We start from the raw sequence: 17,379 nt of genomic DNA on the forward strand, positions 1-17,379 counted from the left end.
ACTGACGGGCAACGGCGGCGCCGGCGGCGCCGGCGGCAACGGCGGGTGGCTGTACGGGAACGGCGGGTGGGGTGGTCTGGGCGGCGACGGTGGCAGCGGCAGTCCGTTGGGCCCGGCCGGTAATGGCGGTGACGGCGGAAAAGGCGGCTCCGCAAGGCTGTTCGGTAGCAGCGGTAACGGCGGCCACGGTGGTGACGGCGGAGCGTCCGGGGGTACCGCTGTCGGCGGTCGCGGTGGCAACGGCGGCAATGCCGGCAGCAGCGGGATCATTTCCGGCGTGAACGGCTCCGGCGGCAACGGTGGCCACGGCGGCATCGGCAGTGCCACCACCGCCGGTGGCGCCGGCGGCTTTGGCGGGCAGGGCTCCAACAGCAAGTTGATCGGCCAGGGCGGGGATGGCGGGTTCGGCGGTGCCGGTGGCGCCGGCATCAACCCCGTTGGGATCGGTGCCTCCGGCGGTAACGGCGGCGACGCCGGCGAGGGCGGCATGCTGTTCGGCAGCGGCGGGTGGGGCGGCTGGGGCGGCGTCGGTGGCCAGAGCTTTGGCGGTGCCGGTGGGACCGGTGGGGACGGTGGAGACGGCGGCCGCGCGTTCTTCATCGGCAACGGTGGGCCGGGCGGGGGCGGTGGCGCCGGTGGCACCGGCACCATTGCCGGAACGGGCGGGAAGGGCGGGGCCGGCGGCACCGCGGGACTGCTCGGACTGTCCGGGGCACCCGGGCCCAACGGCTGATCCCACGAGGGCGCGGCCGGCTGTGGGCCTGGGGTTATGCCGCAGATTTCTGCCCGCCAGTGCCCTGTAGTCGTCAGCCCGTCGGCCACTGTTCGCGATTCTTCAAAAGCCGCAAAGCGCTGCATAATTCGCGTTAGGCTGCCGCGAGATCAATGGTCGCCTGTCGGGAGGTGAACGGATGTCGTACGTCTTGGCATCGACGGAATTCTTGAGTTCTGCGGCTGCAGATCTGGCGAACATCGGTTCGGTGATGACAGCAGCGAATGCGGCAGCGGTGTTGCCGACCACAGAAGTGCTGGCCGCGGGCGCCGATGAGATTTCCGCGGCGGTGGCAGCCGTTTTCGGTGCCCATGCGCAGCGATATCAGGCGGTCAGCGCCCAAGCGACGGCCTTCCACCGGCAGTTCGCGCAGGCAATAAGTTCAGGAGCAGCCGGGTACGCGAGCGCCGAAGCCGCAAACGTCGGGCCGCTGCAACCGTTGGTCGACGTCATCAACGCGCCGACCCAGGCGCTGTTGGGCCGCCCGCTGATCGGCAACGGCGCCGACGGGACCGCAAACAACCCAAACGGAGGCGCCGGCGGGTTGCTCTTCGGCAATGGTGGTAGTGGCTATAACCAACTGGCGGGCAGCGGGCTGGCAGGAGGTAGCGGCGGCGCCGCTGGATTAGTCGGCAATGGCGGCCACGGCGGTGCCGGCGGCAGTAGCGCCACCGGCGCCGGCGGTGCTGGCGGCAATGCCGGCGCGGGCGGCCTGTTCTTCGGCAACGGCGGGAACGGTGGTCAGGGCGGCGCAACCACCGCAGTCGGCAGCGACGGCGGTAACGGCGGATTCGCCGGTAACGCCGGGCTGTTCGGCAGCGCCGGTTCAGGCGGCGGCGGCGGCAGCGCCACCACCGGCACCGGCGGCAACGGCGGCTTGGCAGGCAACGCCGGACTCTTTAGCAGCGGTGGTACCGGCGGCACTGGAGGAGGCGCCACCAGCGGCAATGGCGGTGCGGGAGGCAGGGGAGGCATCGGCGGGCTGCTGTACGGCTCCGGCGGGGATGGCGGCTGGGGCGGGGACTCCGCCACCGCCACCGGCGGTCGCGCGGGCGCCGGCGGCGATGCCGGACTGATCGGCTACGGCGGTGTCGGCGGAAGCGGCGGGAACTGGTCCAACGGTGGCGCTGGCGGCAACGGCGGAGTCGGGGGCCGCGGCGGTTGGCTATTCGGCGATGGCGGGATTGGCGGCGCCAGCGCAGCAATCGGCGGCGACGGCGGCAACGCCGTCCTGATCGGCAGCGGCGGGCCGGCCGGTTTCGGAGGTGTGGGCGGTTCCGGCGGCAACGGCGGTTGGCTCTTCGGCCAGGGCGGCAACGGCGGCGGCGGCAGCTCGATCGTCCTCGGCAGCAGCGGGGGCGCCGGCGGCAATGGCGGGTTGTTGTTCGGCAGCGGGGGCGACGGCGGCGACACCGTGGCCGGTGGCCAGGGCGGCGCTCCCGGCAGGGCTGGACTGCTGATCGGCGATGGTGGCAGCGCGGGCGCTGGGTCGCAAAATGGCGTCTTGGTCGAAGGCGCTGACGGCGGATGGTTGTTCGGCAACGGCGGCAACGGCGCGACCAGCCTCAACTCGGCGGGTGCTAACGGCGGGAATGGTGGACTAATCGGCAATGGCGGCCATGGCGGAGCCGGCGCAAGCGGGACAGCAGCCGGCATCAGCGGAAGCAACGGCGGCAACGGCGGCAACGGCGGCTGGCTGATCGGCAGTGGTGGGCATGGTGGAGCGGGTGGCAACGGCAACATCGCTAATGTCGGCAATACTCCGGCAGGTAATGGCGGCAACGGCGGCAACGGCGGAGCCGCCGGCCTGCTGTACGGCGATGGCGGGGCCGGCGGCACCGGCGGCACGGGCGGAGTTGGCGACTTAGAGCCCGGCGGCACCGGCGGCAACGGCGGCAACGGCGGCAACGCGAAGCTCATCGGTGACGGCGGCAACGGCGGCAACGGCGGCAACGGCGGGATTTCTGGGTTCAGCACGCCCGGGTCAGGCGGCAACGGCGGCAAGGGCGGCAGCGGTGGATCGTGGGTCGGCGTCGACGGGACAGCCGGCCTGGACGGCGCCTGAACTGTCGAGGGCGTGGGTCAGTCGCTGGCGGGCAGCGGCTTGACCTCCTTGAGCGAAAGCTTGGTGTCGCCGACGCTGAGGCTGCCCGCACCGGGCTTGGTCACCAGTACCTCGGCGCCAGTCTCGTCGACATAGCGCTTGCCCATCACGCTGCCGTCAGCGAACGCCGGATCGAGTTCGCCGGAGCGCTGCGCGCCCATCTCCACCATCGGCGCCCCGCCGCAGCGCAGGTCGTCGAGGCTGTCGGCGCTGCGCACCACGATAACTTGGGTTTCGCACACCTGGCTGGCCAGTCGGGTTCCATTCTTGATCATGATTGCACCCCTGCTAGGTTCTCGATGATCTCCCGGCGAAGTACCTTGCCGGTGGCGGTCGTAGGCAGCTCGTCGCGAAACACTACTCGGTCCGGCGTGCGGGACCCCCGCAAACTCTTTCGGACATATTCCCGGAGCTCTTCGGGGTCGGGGTCGACGCCGTCGCGCGGCACCACCACGGCGACGATCGCCTGGCCCCATTGCGGATCCTCGACGCCGACCACCGCCACGTCGCGCACGTGGGGGTGCTCGACGAGCACCGCCTCCAGCTCCGCCGGAGCGATGTTCTCACCGCCGCGGATGATGGTGTCGTCGCTGCGGCCACCGATGAACAGGTAGCCGTCCTCATCCACCGTGGCGATGTCTTTGGTTGGGAACCAACCATTTTCGTCGAGAACCGAACCGATCCCGGTGTAGCGGCCGGACACCTGCTCGCCGCGCACGAACAGTTCCCCCGTCTCCCCCGGGCCCAGCACGGTGCCGTCCTCGGCGCGGATCTGCAGTTCGATGCCGGGCACCGGGCGGCCCACCGATGCCAGCCGCCTGGCGACCACGGCGTCGGCGGCGCGGTGCGCCGCACGGTGGTCATCGGGTGAGAGCACGGCGATCGTCGAGCTTGTTTCGGTGAGTCCGTAGGCGTTGACGAAGCCGACGTCCGGCAACAGCTCGAGTGCCCGGCGGACCAGCGGCAGGCCCACTTTGGAGCCGCCATAGGCAAGGTTGCGCAGCGCGGTCAGCTTGTGCTCGCCGGTCTCGAGCACCGTGATGATGCGGTCCAGCATGGTCGGCACCACCGTCGCGGTGGTGACTCGCTCGTCGTTGGCCAGCCGCACCCACTGGTGCGGGTCGAAGTTCGGCAGATACACCATCTTCCGGCCGGCATACAGGTTGGACAGCGCGGCGCCGACCCCGGCGATGTGATACGGCGGCACACAGATCAGCGCGGCGTCCTCCGTTGCGGCCGAATCGAATTCGACCGTCCCGGTGATGTAACTGGTGAGGTTGTTGTGGGTGAGCTCGACGGCCTTGGGTTGCGACGTGGTGCCGGAGGTGAACAGCACCACGGCGACCGACTCCGGGTCGGCGAACTCAGCGGCCGCCTCGGCGCCGCGCGCCAGCGTGAGGAAGTCCCCGGAGCTCAGCGCCCGGGCGTCGCCGATCATGTCCCGGTACCGGTCGTCGACGACCACCAGCGGTTCGGGCAACCGGTGGATCAGGGCCTGGATGCCCTGCGCGGAGAGCCGGTAGTTGATCGGCGTGAAGGGCAGCCCGGCCCGCGCCGAGGCGAAGATCAGCAGCGGCAGCAGCGCACCGCCGGCGCCGACGTAGACGACGTGCTGCGCCCGGGACGCGGCCAGAACGCCGGCGCCGCCATCGGCCAGATCGCTGAGCTGCTGCGTCGTCAACCGCAGGTCCCCCGAGACCACGGCGGTGCGGTCCGGATGGCCCGACACAGCCATTTCGAGCAGCAACGAAATGCTCATCCTCGATCCTTCTGGGAACCCCGCCCTTTACAAATCTAGGCTATAGTGTAACCCATGGGTGGGCCGAGCTGAGCGATGCCGGCCACGCCGACAGTTCGCGCTACCGGCTCAGGTGCCCGTCCAGCGCGGCGGGCGCTTCTCGGCGAAGGCGATTGCGCCCTCCTTCGCGTCGTTGGACATGAAGATCGGCGCCAGGATCTCGATCTGCTTGGTGAACCGGCTCTCCAGCGGCCAGCCCCGGGATTCGGTGATGATGCGCTTGGTGGCGGCCACCGCGAGTGGACCGTTCGCGGTGATCTTCTCGGCCAGCGCGATGGCGGCGTCCAGCGCCCCGCCGGGCTCGGCCAGCACATTGACCATGCCGAGTTCGTGTGCACGCTCGGCTGACAGTTGGTCACCGGTCAGCGCCAACTCCATGGCGATCGCGTACGGGATGCGCTCGGGCAACCGCAGCAGGCCACCGCCGCCGGCCACCAGGCCGCGCTTGACCTCCGGGATGCCGAATGCCGAGTTCCTCGACGCCACAATCAGATCGGTGGCCAGCGCCAGTTCGGTGCCACCGGCCAGGGCGTACCCCTCGACCGCCGCGATCAGCGGCTTGGCGGGCGGCCGCTCGGTGAAGCCCAGGCCGCGGCCGGCGATAGCGACATTCTCGCCGCGGGCGAATGCCTTGAGATCCATGCCGGCGCAGAACGAGCCGCCCGCACCGGTCAGGATCGCCACCGAGAGGTCGGCGTCGTCGTCCAGCCGATCCATGGCGTCGGCCAGACCCTGACTGGCGGCCGCGTTGATCGCGTTCTTGGCCTTGGGGCGGTTGATCGTGATGATCAGGATCCGGTCCCGCTGCTCGACCAGGACCTCGGGTTCGGTGTTGGCTTCGTCGCTCACAGAGCCGATGGTAGCGGTCGGAGGGCGTGACGAATCCGCCGGTGCGTGTAACGCCGGCTCACGCCTGCGCCATCGCTTCTTCCACGACCGTCAGCTCTTCGGAAAGCCCTGCCGCTCTGCGTATTTCGACGAACTCGGCCAACATCGCATCGGTCACCTCGTGCGGGTCGTCGAGGGTGGCGCCATCGGTCAGCACCGAGATGTTGAGCTGATCGACGTAACTCCACACGGTGATGTTCAGGCCACTGCCTGCCGTCAGCGGACCCACCGAGTAGATCTCGGTCACCAGCGCCCCGCCCACCCGGCCGCGTTCGCGGGGACCTGGCACGTTGGAGATGTTCAGGTTGAGGACCTTGTTCTGCCCGTCGCGGCTGGACAACCAGCGGAACATGGCTTCGGTACCCGACGGCGGCCAGTAGGCGGCCCAGCGGCTGATCAATTCCGGGCCCAGCAACTGGTGGCTTTCCTTGGCGGACAGCGCGTTGTCGTGCGCTGCCCGCACCCGCTGCAGTGGATCGTCCACATCGGCGGGCAACGCGACCATCATTCCGCTGAAGTAGTTGCCGGAGATCCGATTTGGATCGAAGTTGAAACTGACCGGCACCGAGGCCAGCAGCGGCACCGCTTTTCCGTCATATCGCAACAGCAGGTTGCGCAGCGCTCCACTGGACATGGCCAGCACCATGTCGTTGATCGTCGCGCCGAGCTTCTTGCCGGTCTGCTTCACGTCGGCCAACGCCAGGGTGGCGGTCGCGAACCGGCGCTCCGGGGTGAGCATGTGATTCATGAAGGTGGGCGGCGGGGTGAACGGCATGGTCAGTTCGGGTGAGAGCTTGCGCGAGCTGCGCCGCACCCTGCCGACGCCCCGCGCGGTATAGGCGAGGGTGCCGGGAATGCGCTTGATGTGACGCATGTGGTCGACGAATGCCGTGTTGATCAGTTCGCGCTTGGTGGGCGCCGGATCGGGTGTGTACGAACCGGCCTGCGGAGTAGGCACCAGGTCCATGCCGTGTGCCATCAGGTTCGCCGAGGCGACACCGTCGGCCAGCGCGTGGTGGATCTTGAGCACCACCGCGATCCGGTCGTTGGCCAGGCCCTCCACGAAATACATTTCCCACAGCGGATGAGCACGGTCCAGCGGGGTGCTGGCGATCTGGCCGATTGCCTCGTCGAGTTCCCGGCGACCGCCCGGGGCCGGCAACCGCCACGGACGAATGTGGTAGTCGAAGTCAACCTCGCAGTTCTCCCGCCACATCGGGTGGTGGAACTTGTATGGGACGTCGACCAGCTGATAACCCAGCGGGACCAGCTTGTCCATCCGGCCGGCGATCACCTGACGGAAGGCGTCGATGGTGAAACCCCGGCTGGCCGGATCCAATTCGATGATCGCGACCTTGACGGTGTGCATATGCACGTTCGGCGTCTCGCTGTAGAGCAGCACCGCGTCCCAGCCGCTCAGCCGCTTCACTGCAGCCCCCTACCCACAGCTCGACCTTACAATCGGCGCGCCTTCAGATGACCTCTTTGGCGAACTGCGCCCGGGTGCGGTGCACCTGGTTCAAGAACAGCGACGTAGCGTGGGCCATCGCGCCCGCCCGCGGCCCGTCGAGCATGTCGAAACCGTGGCCGGCCCCCGGCAGCTCCACGTAACTCACCAGCGAAGCCGACACCGAACGCAGCCGCTCGACGAAGCTACGCGCCTGCGCGACCGGGATCACGCTGTCGCGGCTACCGTGAATCACCAGGAACGGCGGGGCATCCCGGTGCACCCGGGCGATCGGCGAGGCGTCGCGGAAGATCTCGGGGTGGCGGGAGATCGAGCGCTGGACCACCACGCGCTCGAGGAACTGCACGAACCGTTCCCGCTCGGGCGTGGACCGGTCCTCCCAGCAGTACCGGCCGTAGATCCCCACCACCGCATCCACCGAGCTGTCCGCGCCGTCGGGCAGCTTCGCCCCGTACTTCGGGTCATCGTCGGTGAGTCCGGCCAGCGCCGCCAGGTGTCCGCCGGCCGAACAACCGGCCACCGCGACGAAGTTGCGGTCGCCACCGAACCGGTCGACGTTGGCGCGCGCCCAGGCGATCGCGGTCTTGACGTCGGTGATGTGGCGCGGCCAGCGGTGATGCGGCGAGACCCGGTAATTGATCGCCAGGCAGACCCAGCCCTGCTCGGCCAGGCGGGACATCAGCGCGGTTCCCTGCATCTGGGTACTGCCGTGCACCCAGGCCCCGCCGGGCACGAAGATCAGCACCGGCGCGGGTTCGGCGGGCAGGTCCTTGCGCCGCCAGACATCCAGCCTCTGAGCGGGTTGGTCGCCGTAGTGGACACCGCGCCGGTGCAGGTACTTGCTGCGGCGCAGCGCCTCCCAGAACGGGGGGCCGGGGTTGGCGACGGGCCATTCGCCGTCCAGTTCTTCCGGCGACACCGTTCCACGCAGGGCCGCGATGGATACCTCGTGAGTGCTCTCCCGCTCGCGACGGCGCAGCTCACCGCTGCCCGGAGCGAACCTCCCCTTGGCCGATGCGGACACCAGTTCGGGCGCGAAACGCATGCCCCAGAGGCTCACCGCGGCAAGGGTGCCCAACGGCTCCAAACTCTTGCCGACCAGCGGCAACGACGCCCCGGCCCGGCTCATGGCCAGCAGATAGTCGGCCGGACCGGCCCGCAGCATCCTCTTGACGCAGGATATTGACTGTCCAGTCGCCGTCATGGAGGGGAGCGTACCCCTACCGACCGGGAGTAACCCAGCATCAGCGGGTTTCTTTGCACCGCCGGCGCAGCACGAGTCGTCTTGCGACGAAGCAGAGGGCGCTGCCGGCAAACAACGCGGCGACCAGCAGCAACCATCGGCCCGCGAACGCCTGCTGGGTCTGACCGGTCGCCGCCTGGTAGGTGTTGGCGCCCTGCTCGATGATGCCGGGCAGGAAGACCAGCAGGGTGAGCCCGGCGCCCAGCGCCGGAACGCGAATGTAGTTGCGGACCGGGACTATTGGGGTGCGCAGCCCGCCTCGGCGTCCCGCCAGGCGGCCGATCAGCGCGTCGGCCAGTGCGCAGATCGGGAAAAGCACCAGGTCGTGCGCGATGACCGCGGCCGCGAACCAGACGGCGACCGACTGCCACCAGGTGCCCGGATTCCACAGCGCGGCCGGCCGCAGGGCGACCAGCACATAGCCCAGCAGCGCGAACCCGGCCAGCATGGTCAGCAGATGCAGCGGGTGGGCACCATAGAATCGGGTGAAAAGTGTTGGCCGCGAGATCATTTCATGTGACCTTGCGACGCGTTGAAATTTATGGCGGTGACCCATTTGGTGTTGTGCACACCGGGCAGGGCGGGCACGATGATCCGCGCCGGATAGCCGTGATCCAGGGGCAGGTCCTCGCCGTTGACCCGCAGGGCCAGCAGCGCGTCCGGGTCGGCGACCTGGTTTGCCGCCAGGGTCGCCTCGCCGAACGCGCCGCCCCGCTGCAGCGACCGCACGTGCGCCGAGCCCGGAGCCGGCACGCCCGCCAACCTCGCCAGGTCGGCCAACGGCACCCCGCTCCAGGTCTGCACCGTCGACCACCCTTCGACACAGGCGATCGGCAGCCGTGCGGTGCGTTGTGGCAGCCGGCCCAGCGCGGCGCGGTCCAGCACCACCTCGGCGGGCCCGCCCAGCAACGTCAATCGCCAGTCGGGCCCCACCGCCGCCTCGGTGATGCCGGCGACCGACGCGGTCTTGTTGACCGGAAAATCCCGGCGCCCCGGAGCCGGCCGGCCGCGAGGCATGAGCAGCGCGACGCTGCGCGCCGGTCCGCCGAGCGTCTGTCCGGCGGTCAGCACCGCCAGCAGCAGCACGCCGGAGCCCACCAGGGCCAGCGCGCCGCGCCGGCTCATGGTCGGCTCCGCCGGCTCGGCGGCCACCAGCCCATGCGCGTCGGGTGGCTGTGCGCGAGTGTCGGCGACGTTGGTGCGCAAGACTTCTCGCATCGACAACGACCGCAGCCCGGCGATCATGTGCGGAATCTTGAGCGCGATATGCATCAGGAATCCGGTGATGAAGACCCAGGCTCCGAAGTAGTGCGCGTCGTAGAAGCTGAACCCGAAGATGTAGTCGTACTGGATGTTGAGCACACCGGTGACGATCTCGAACAGCACGCCCCCGACCAGCATCAGCAACGAGACACGCTCGGCCAGCTGGGCCGGCGAGCGGGCGGGCGGCCAGTCGAACAGTTTCGGAATCACCGACCACAGCTTGGCCAGCACCACCGGAATGATCAGCAGCCCGAGACCCACGTGCAGTCCCTGGGTCAGCCGGTAGAGCCAGGACGGCCGGGTGGGCCAGCTGAACAGCGGCAGCCGCAGCCAGCCCACGTCGGCCGGGATGGCCTGGCCGAATTGCGGGGCGTAGGCGATATAGGACAGTAGGCCGGTGAGGATGACGATCGGCAGGGCGACCAGCAGCGCCAACCCGAACACCGACGTCAGCCAGGGTCCGCGCAGCGGGCTGCTGAAACGTTTCGCTAGTGATCTCACAGCGCAGCCAGCGTTGCGATCACCCTCCCGCCGATCATCCGCACGCCCGTCAGCGTAAGGCCAACCTGCGCCGCAAGCGAGGCGGCGCTGTCCACACCGACCGATGCCCAGCGAAACCAGGGGCCGACCTCACGACCGGACTCCAGCCGCACCCAACGCCCCTGGATTCCGACGGCGCCGGTATCGAACTCGGCGACGCACCGGCCGCCGCGGCCCAGCAACTCGGCGGCCCGGCCCAGGATGCGACTCGGGTCACCGCCCAGACCGACGTTGCCGTCGACCAGTAACACCGTCTGCCAGCGGCCGGTGCCGGGCAGCGGCTCGAAAACGTCGCCGAGCAGTGCCGGAGCGCCGCACCGGCTGGCAAGTTGGATCGCGGTGGCCGAACGGTCGATACCCAGGGCCGGTATGCCCCGTTGCACCAGCCGCGCCACCAGCCGTGCCGGTCCGCATCCCAATTCGATGGTCGGACCGCTGCACAACTGGGCGACGGCCTCATCGAACGCCTCGTCGCAGGCCCGTTCGCCGGCGCTTTGCTCGTCGGTGGCGCGATCGGCGGCGGGCAGCCAGCGGTGAGCAGGCAGCGGGCGCACCTCGCCGTCGTCGTGCCGGATCCAACAACGTTCACCACCGAGCGCCCGCTCGTACAGATGGCCAAGCATTTACCCGCTCCTCGCATCGTGATCGACCACGTTGCGCGAACGCGCAGCGGCCCCTGGCAAAACCGCGTCCACCGACAGAACTTTCGATACCCGGTTCCCCGGCCGGCTACACCCGCCGCTGTCAATGCTTTGGCTCGGCGAACGCGAAATGTTCACCTTGGTGATTCGGTGCCGACGCACCGCCAGATTGACCGAGTTGGATACTGAAACAGTGTCGGCCGCTGTGAATGACGATGTCCACCCCGACTTGCGCCGGATTGCGCGCCTGGCACCGCGGCGACTGGCCGGTCCCCGGCTATTGCCGCTGATGCGGCGGGTTACCAGGCTGATGACCCTGGGCCCGACGCCGACCGGCGTCGAAGTGCTCACGCTGGCCTCGGGCGGCGGTGTCCGGCTCTACCGGCCCGCGGGCCGCACCGAACCGGCCCCCGCGCTGCTGTGGATCCACGGCGGCGGATACGTGTTCGGTTCGGCGAAGCAGGACGACGCGTTATGCCTGCGGTTCAGCAAAGAGCTGGACATCACGGTGGCTTCGGTGGACTACCGGCTGGCACCCGAGCACCCCTACCCCGCCCCGCTCGAGGACTGCTACGCGGCGCTGAGCTGGCTGGCCACCCTGCCGGCGGTGGATTCCGCCCGGGTGGCGATCGGCGGGGCCAGCGCCGGCGGCGGACTGGCCGCCGCGCTGGCGTTGCTGGCCCGGGACCGGCGCTCCCAGCCCGGCTCCGTCGCGCCGGTGTTCCAGCTGTTGGTCTATCCCATGCTGGACGACCGCAGTTCGGCCGCGCCCCCCGACCCGAATCACCGGTTGTGGGATCCGCGCGCGAACCGATTCGGCTGGACCTCCTATCTCGGCGGCGCCGACCCGGAGGTTGCGGTGCCTGCCCGGCGCGCCGACCTGAGCGGGGTGGCGCCGGCCTGGATCGGCGTCGGCACCCACGACCTCTTCCACGAGGAGGACGTCGAGTACGCACGGCGACTGGCCGAGGCCGGCGTGCCGTGCCAGGTGGAACTCATTCCCGGGGCGTTCCACGGCTTCGACCTGGTGGCGGCGAAACTGCCGGTGTCGCAACAGTTTTTCCGGATGCAGTGCGACGCGCTGCGGCCGGTGTTGACCGGTCACATCGCGAAGTAGACGAGTTCGCCCCTGATGAGGGTGGCCGCCACCAGCGCGGCATCCAACTCGGCCAACACCGTCAGGGGCGGCTCGGACAGCACACACAGGTCCCCCGGTTCCCCGATCTCCACGGTGCGCGGCCGGTCCGGCCGGTCCGACCAGCCCAGGAACATGGTCAAAGCCGTTCGGGGCGAGACACGTTCACTCGCGTTGAGCACCGCGCCGCTCGGCGTGGTGCGCGACACCGCGGCCCGCATCGCCGCCCATGGATCGCCGTTGCCGAACGGCATGTCGGTGGACAGCGCGACGGGGATGTTCGCTTTACGCAGCGAGGCGACCCGCCAGAGCTGGTCTTGTTCGTGGTCCGGGACCTCGGCCAGGTACTGATCACCGCGCTCGGCAACGAAATTGGGCTGGGTGACGACGGTGACTCCGAGGTCGGCCAGCTCACCAAGGTTGTCGTCGGGTACCACCGCGGCGTGTTCGATGCGGTCCAACGGATGGCTTCCGGCGGCGCGCAACGCGGCGATCGTCACCAGCAGCTGAGCTGCCGTCACGCAGTGCACCGCGACGGGCTGACCGACGCGATGCCGGTCGGCGATCCACTGCGTCAGCGCGTCCAAGTCCAGCCGGTCGTCGTGCAGGATCATCTTGCCCGGCACCAACACCCGGATACCGGGCCGGAATTCGCCGCTGCGGTGCGCCATCATCAGCGACACCAGACCCTCGACGTCGAGGTCGGGGGTGGCGTCGGTGACTCCGGTCACGCCGGTCGCCGTGATTCGCCGGCTCAGTTCGGCCAGATCCGTTTCCCGCCGCAGCGCCGCGTCCCGCAGCGCCCGCGACCACGGATCGGCGGCGCGCAACCGGCCGTCGGGGTGACCGGCGAGGCCGACGCGTCCCAACGCGGCGGAGTTGAGCATCCACAACGCTCCGCTGCGGTGCTGAACCCGCACCGGGACATCGGCCAGCACCGCATCCAGAGTGGTCCGGTCCAGTTCTCCGGCGACCGATTCGTGGTAGCCGACGGCGCGGATCCAGCCGTCGGGGCCCGGCACGGCATTGGCGAGGGTGTGCACCAGTTGATCTCTGGTACGCACACTGGGCGGCCCAACGGCAAGCGAATCCAATGCGGCCGCGGCCGAATGCAAATGCACGTGGTGGTCGTGCAGGCCGGGCAGCACGGTACCGCCGCCGGCGTCGAGCACACCCTCGCCCGGCCGCGGGGCCAGGCCCTGGCGCACCTCTTCGATGCGGGCACCCACCCGGATGTCGGTGCTGGTTCCATCGATGAGGGTGGCCCGCTTGATCAGCATGGCAGACAACGCCTTTCGGCCACCAGGTGGCGTACCAGGTCATTGTCGGCCCCCAACCCGGAGGCCGTGCCGGTCACCTCGGGCGCCGCGGGGCGCAGCACCCGGTGGTGGGATTGCACCGGGCCGGCGGGCAGCTCCGCGTAGGTCGCGGCGACCGCGGCCATCGCGACCTCGATGAGTTCGCCGCCGCCGCGACCCAACGAGTCCAACACCGCGCGACCGGCCTCTAGCCCCGCTAACGGGTCGGCGATGGCGTCACCGCAGAACACCGGACCGGCGCCGACCAGGCCGCCGGCCACCGCGGCGTCGTCACCGAAGGCCGGCCGTCGCGATCCCTGCCCATGACCGCTGATCCGCAGCCAGATTCGGCCGGTCCGCGGCGCCACGTCGTCGGGACCCAGGCGGCGGCGCGGCAGTGCGTCCGGCCGCGACCCTTCGATCACGATGTCGGCAACCGCCAGCAGGTTTCGCAACTCTTCGGCTTGCCGGTCGAAGTCCAGGCAGTAGGACAGCTTCCCGCCGTTGATCCAGTCGAAGAAGGTGCGGTTGCCGGCCCGGGTGCCGTCGGGCCGAACGGGACTTTCCACTTTGACCACGGTGGCACCCGCCCGGGCCAGCAACTGCCCGCACAGCGGGCCCGCCCACATCGAGGACAGGTCGGCCACCAGTAGCCCGGCGGCACCGGTGGCCGGTGCGCGCGGAGCCGTCGCGCGGATCCGCGGTGGCGCCGCGACGGCCTCCCCCAGCACGGCCGCCGGGATGTCGAGCAGCGCCGCGCGCTCAACGACCTCCGCCGCCGGGCGGTCAGCCGCCCAGCGCTGCAGCGCCGCCCATGGGTCTGGCGTCGTGGTGCCCGTGGACAGCAGGGCGGGAACGGCGGCGACGTCGTCGGGCCGGGACAGCGTCATCGCACACCAGGCGTCACGTGCGGCCATCAACCGGGTGGCGCCGCCGGCCGATACCCGCCCCGTGCGGGTCAGGCCGAGCAGGCCCGCGCGGCCGGTCAGCAGGGCCGCGGCGTCCGGAGCCGTTGCGCGGGCTTTGCCGAGGACGTTGGCGCGGGAGAAGTCGGGGGTGCCGCCGGGCAGACCGGTGAGGTAGGCCAGGCCACTGTGCCCCCAGGCGCGGATATGCTCGTTGGCACACCGGGGCGGCATCGAACTCACCACACCATGGTTGCTCGGGGGCGCCTGGGTCTGGCCCGGGGGGCCTCGAAGCTCCTGCACCGAAGCAGATTCGGCCGGTGATCGAGGTGGACCGGCAGTACCGACAGTCATAGTCTCGGCGTCAGAACCGAAGATTCACCGGTTGTCGCCGCGACGGTGTTACCCATGTGATGCTAGTCACGTCTTTGCGAGACCAATTGACCGATTTAGGTTGATTTAACAGAAAGCTAGTTTGTTTTGCGGCAAATCCCGCTATGGTTCGTATCGGCTTAGCCGAACAGCATGACCGGGGGACCCTCAACGACCTCTGTGGTCGTCCTAGCTAGTTGGTGGTTCCCATGTCTTACGTAGTTGCAACGCCGGAGCTGCTCTCCGGAGCGGTGTCGCAGTTGGCAGGTCTGGGCGCGACGCTGGACCAGGCCAACGCGACCGCGGCGGCGTCTACCACCGAAGTGCTGGCCGCAGCGCAGGACGAGGTATCAGCCGCGATCGCGGCGCTGTTCGGCACCCACGGCCAGGCCTACCAGAGCATCAGCGCACAAGCGACGGCCTTCAATACCCGTTTCATCCAGGCCCTCTCGTCCGGCGCGACTGCCTACACCGCCGCCGAGGCCGCCGCCGCATCTCCGCTGCAGCCGCTGATCGACCTGGTCAACTGGCCCACCGAGACGCTGTTCGGACGCCCGCTCATCGGCGACGGCGCCAACGGCATCGACGGGATCGGTGGCGCCGGTCAACCAGGCGGCTACCTGTACGGCAGCGGCGGTAACGGCGGATCCGGCGCGGCGGGCTCAGCCGGTGGGGCCGGCGGATCGGCCGGACTGATCGGCCACGGCGGCGCCGGCGGCGCCGGCGGAAATTCGGCGACGGGCAGTGCCGGGGCCGGTGGCGCCGGAGGCACTGGCGGCTGGCTGTACGGCAACGGCGGCGCCGGCGGCGCCGGCGGAAGCAACACGGGCGGACTGGGCGTCGGCGGCCTCGGCGGAGTCGGTGGTGCGGCGCGTCTGCTGGGCAGCGGCGGGGCCGGTGGGATCGGCGGGTCCAGCCTGACCGCTGACGGCGGCGCCGGGGCGGCCGGTGGTGGCGCCGGCCTGTTGTACGGCAACGGCGGATTCGGCGGTGCCGGCGGCAGCGCCCTGGGCAACGGTGCCGGCGGAACGGGCGGTGCCGGCGCCAACGCCGGGCTGTTGGGCAATGCCGGATTCGGCGGCGCCGGCGGCGACGGCACGTTGCTCGGCGCGGGTGGCGCCGGCGGCGCCGGTGGCAACGCCGTACTGGGCATTGCGGGCTCGGGTGGCGCCGGCGGTGACGCCGCGGGCAGCGGCGCCGGCGGCGCCGGCGGCATCGGCGGTAACGCCTGGCTGGTGGGTCTCGGCGGGCACGGCGGAGCCGGCGGAAGCAGCGCCGGCGCCGACGCCGGCGCGGGTGGAGCGGGCGGGGCCGCCGTTCTGATCGGTTATGGCGGCAACGGCGCGGCCGGCGGCAGCAGCATGGGCGGCTCCGGAGGCGCCGGCGGCGCCGGAGCAACAGGTGGTCTGCTGCTCGGTAGCGGCGGCGTAGGCGGCAACGGCGGGGCCAACCTCGGCGGCAGCGGGGCCGGCGGGGCCGGCGGGGCCGGCGGTAACGCCTGGCTGCTGGGCGAAGGCGGCTCCGGCGGGTCCGGGGGCAGCAGCGTCAGTGGTGTCGGCGGGGCCGGCGGCGTCGGGGCCAATGGCGGCTTCCTACTGGGTACCGGCGGCTCCGGCGGACACGGCGGTTCGACTACTTTCGCCGGCGGCACGGCGGGCAACGGCGGCACGGCAGGTAACGCCTGGTTACTCGGCAGGGGTGGCATCGGCGGGAGCGGCGGAAGCAGCACCAACGGCCTCGGCGGCAACGGCGGCGGTGGCGGCAATGCCGGGTTCCTGCTCGGAAGCGGCGCGGCCGGCGGAAGTGGCGGGGCCGGCGGAGCCGGTGACGGCATCGGTGGCGGCGGTGGAAACTCCTGGTTGCTCGGCAACGGCGGCAACGGCGGAAACGGCGTGATCGGCGGCACCGCAGGGCGGGCAGGACTACTGATCGGCAGCGGCGGCGACGGCGGCACCGGCCGCTCCGGCGCCAACGGCGGACTGTTGTTCGGCGATGGCGGCAACGGCGGCAACGGGGGCGTCGAGCTTGCGTCCAACGGCGGCGCCGGTGGACGATCCTGGCTGCTCGGCAGCGGCGGGAACGGCGGCGCGGGCAGTACCGGCATATCGACGATCGCCGACGGGAACGGCTTCGCCGGCGGCACCGGCGGCAGCGCCGGACTGTTGTTCGGCTTCGGCGGCAACGGTGGTGCCGGCGGCGCCGGACTGGTCACCACTGCCGGTTCCGGAAACGGCGGCGCCGGCGGCGCCGGCGGGGACGCCGGCTGGATCTGGGGCCTCGGCGGGGACGGCGGAACGGGCGGCGCAGGCGGGCACGACACCCTCCTCGCGGCGGCCGGTAACGGCGGGAGCGGCGGCAGCGGCGGCACGGCCAGGATCTTCGGCAGCGGCGGCAGCGGCGGCGCCGGCGGCAGCGGCGGCGATGCCGTCGACAGCGCGGCCGGCGCGGGTGGCCGAGGTGGCAATGCCGGCGGCAGCGGATTCATCTTCGGCAACGGCGCCTCCGGCGGGGCGGGCGGCGCCGGGGGCGTCGGCGGACCCACCGCGACCGGCGGTGCGGGCGGTCACGGCGGCGCCGGCGCATCGACATTCCTGCTGGGCAACGGCGGCGCCGGCGGGGCCGGCGGTGCCGCGGGCGACGGAACCGATGCCAGCGGAGCGGGAGCTGCCGGCGGGTATGGCGGCGCCGCGGGCAACAGCGGATTCATCTACGGCAACGGCGGCGCCGGCGGCGTGGGCGGGGCCGGCGGCGACAACCTGAGCGGTGCTGCGGGTGGCCCCGGTGGCAACGGGGGTAGCGGCGGCAACTCGACCTTCATCGGCAACGGCGGAAACGGTGGCAGCGGTGGCAGCGGTGGCAGCGGCACTCCGGACGGGACCACCGGAAGCGGTGGCGGCGGCGGTCGCGGCGGCATATTCGGCCAGTCCGGAGCTCCCGGAAGTTCTGCCTGAC

Annotated in this window: 13 protein-coding genes and 1 pseudogene; 4 read left to right on the forward strand and 10 right to left on the reverse strand. The window is 70.8% G+C overall.

The window, feature by feature from the left end; all coding sequences use genetic code 11:
• Together AC5Y7D_RS25330 and AC5Y7D_RS25335 are read left to right on the forward strand one after the other, a co-directional pair.
• Window positions 1–733, forward strand: a pseudogene (locus AC5Y7D_RS25330) (PE family protein); the annotation flags it as partial.
• A 178-nt stretch (window positions 734–911) separates the two neighbouring features.
• On the forward strand, window positions 912–2,837 hold the full coding sequence (locus tag AC5Y7D_RS25335; protein WP_499928574.1) for a PE family protein: 1,926 nt from the start codon (window positions 912–914) through the stop codon (window positions 2,835–2,837).
• Between the two features lie 17 nt (window positions 2,838–2,854).
• Here AC5Y7D_RS25335 and AC5Y7D_RS25340 read toward each other — a convergent pair whose 3' ends face one another.
• From AC5Y7D_RS25340 to AC5Y7D_RS25375, 8 genes are all read right to left on the reverse strand, one after another.
• Complete coding sequence (locus AC5Y7D_RS25340; protein WP_499928575.1) at window positions 2,855–3,151, reverse strand: hypothetical protein; 297 nt, start codon at window positions 3,149–3,151, stop codon at window positions 2,855–2,857.
• Window positions 3,148–4,635 carry a class I adenylate-forming enzyme family protein gene (locus AC5Y7D_RS25345; RefSeq protein ID WP_499928576.1) on the reverse strand — a complete coding sequence of 496 codons (1,488 nt, stop codon included), beginning with the start codon at window positions 4,633–4,635 and terminating at the stop codon, window positions 3,148–3,150. The genes AC5Y7D_RS25340 and AC5Y7D_RS25345 overlap by 4 nt, the downstream gene beginning before the upstream one ends.
• Before the next feature lie 108 nt (window positions 4,636–4,743).
• Window positions 4,744–5,532, reverse strand: a complete 789-nt coding sequence (locus AC5Y7D_RS25350; protein ID WP_499928607.1) for a crotonase/enoyl-CoA hydratase family protein — start codon at window positions 5,530–5,532, stop codon at window positions 4,744–4,746.
• Window positions 5,533–5,581: 49 nt separating this feature from the next.
• The gene (locus AC5Y7D_RS25355) at window positions 5,582–6,991 is read right to left on the reverse strand and encodes a WS/DGAT/MGAT family O-acyltransferase (protein ID WP_499928577.1); all 1,410 of its coding nucleotides are present in this window, start codon (window positions 6,989–6,991) and stop codon (window positions 5,582–5,584) included.
• 43 nt (window positions 6,992–7,034) lie between these two features.
• Window positions 7,035–8,234 (reverse strand): alpha/beta hydrolase fold domain-containing protein, encoded by a 1,200-nt coding sequence (locus AC5Y7D_RS25360; RefSeq protein WP_499928578.1) that lies wholly within the window; start codon window positions 8,232–8,234, stop codon window positions 7,035–7,037.
• Between the two features lie 40 nt (window positions 8,235–8,274).
• The gene (locus tag AC5Y7D_RS25365) at window positions 8,275–8,784 is read right to left on the reverse strand and encodes a hypothetical protein (RefSeq protein WP_499928579.1); all 510 of its coding nucleotides are present in this window, start codon (window positions 8,782–8,784) and stop codon (window positions 8,275–8,277) included.
• Complete coding sequence (locus AC5Y7D_RS25370) at window positions 8,781–10,037, reverse strand: molybdopterin-dependent oxidoreductase (protein WP_499928580.1); 1,257 nt, start codon at window positions 10,035–10,037, stop codon at window positions 8,781–8,783. The genes AC5Y7D_RS25365 and AC5Y7D_RS25370 overlap by 4 nt, the downstream gene beginning before the upstream one ends.
• The gene (locus AC5Y7D_RS25375; RefSeq protein WP_499928581.1) at window positions 10,034–10,699 is read right to left on the reverse strand and encodes a class I SAM-dependent methyltransferase; all 666 of its coding nucleotides are present in this window, start codon (window positions 10,697–10,699) and stop codon (window positions 10,034–10,036) included. The genes AC5Y7D_RS25370 and AC5Y7D_RS25375 overlap by 4 nt, the downstream gene beginning before the upstream one ends.
• A 211-nt stretch (window positions 10,700–10,910) precedes the next feature.
• On the opposite strand from AC5Y7D_RS25375, the gene AC5Y7D_RS25380 reads away from it, so the two are divergent.
• Window positions 10,911–11,834, forward strand: coding sequence for an alpha/beta hydrolase (locus AC5Y7D_RS25380; protein WP_499928582.1), 924 nt, complete (start codon window positions 10,911–10,913; stop codon window positions 11,832–11,834).
• Here the strand turns inward: AC5Y7D_RS25380 and AC5Y7D_RS25385 are convergent.
• Window positions 11,819–13,132, reverse strand: a complete 1,314-nt coding sequence (locus AC5Y7D_RS25385) for an amidohydrolase family protein (RefSeq protein WP_499928583.1) — start codon at window positions 13,130–13,132, stop codon at window positions 11,819–11,821. The two genes, AC5Y7D_RS25380 and AC5Y7D_RS25385, sit on opposite strands and share 16 nt — an antisense overlap.
• A complete protein-coding gene (locus AC5Y7D_RS25390; RefSeq protein WP_499928608.1) occupies window positions 13,126–14,289 on the reverse strand; it encodes a CoA transferase in 1,164 nt (387 codons plus the stop codon). The genes AC5Y7D_RS25385 and AC5Y7D_RS25390 overlap by 7 nt, the downstream gene beginning before the upstream one ends.
• Before the next feature lie 347 nt (window positions 14,290–14,636).
• Here AC5Y7D_RS25390 and AC5Y7D_RS25395 point away from each other — a divergent pair, with 347 nt between their 5' ends.
• Window positions 14,637–17,378, forward strand: a complete 2,742-nt coding sequence (locus AC5Y7D_RS25395; RefSeq protein WP_499928584.1) for a PE family protein — start codon at window positions 14,637–14,639, stop codon at window positions 17,376–17,378.
• The last annotated feature ends 1 nt before the right edge of the window (window position 17,379 follow it).

It is taken from the genome of Mycobacterium sp. NGS49 (assembly GCF_059812565.1).

Bases quoted from the DNA above. Each gene is read 5' to 3' on its own strand.
- AC5Y7D_RS25335 (WP_499928574.1), top strand. From the start codon at position 912: ATGTCGTACGTCTTGGCATCGACGGAATTCTTGAGTTCTGCGGCTGCA.
- AC5Y7D_RS25340 (WP_499928575.1), bottom strand. From the start codon at position 3,151: ATGATCAAGAATGGAACCCGACTGGCCAGCCAGGTGTGCGAAACCCAA.
- AC5Y7D_RS25345 (WP_499928576.1), bottom strand. From the start codon at position 4,635: ATGAGCATTTCGTTGCTGCTCGAAATGGCTGTGTCGGGCCATCCGGAC.
- AC5Y7D_RS25360 (WP_499928578.1), bottom strand. From the start codon at position 8,234: ATGACGGCGACTGGACAGTCAATATCCTGCGTCAAGAGGATGCTGCGG.
- AC5Y7D_RS25365 (WP_499928579.1), bottom strand. From the start codon at position 8,784: ATGATCTCGCGGCCAACACTTTTCACCCGATTCTATGGTGCCCACCCG.
- AC5Y7D_RS25375 (WP_499928581.1), bottom strand. From the start codon at position 10,699: ATGCTTGGCCATCTGTACGAGCGGGCGCTCGGTGGTGAACGTTGTTGG.
- AC5Y7D_RS25385 (WP_499928583.1), bottom strand. From the start codon at position 13,132: ATGCTGATCAAGCGGGCCACCCTCATCGATGGAACCAGCACCGACATC.
- AC5Y7D_RS25390 (WP_499928608.1), bottom strand. From the start codon at position 14,289: ATGCCGCCCCGGTGTGCCAACGAGCATATCCGCGCCTGGGGGCACAGT.
- AC5Y7D_RS25395 (WP_499928584.1), top strand. From the start codon at position 14,637: ATGTCTTACGTAGTTGCAACGCCGGAGCTGCTCTCCGGAGCGGTGTCG.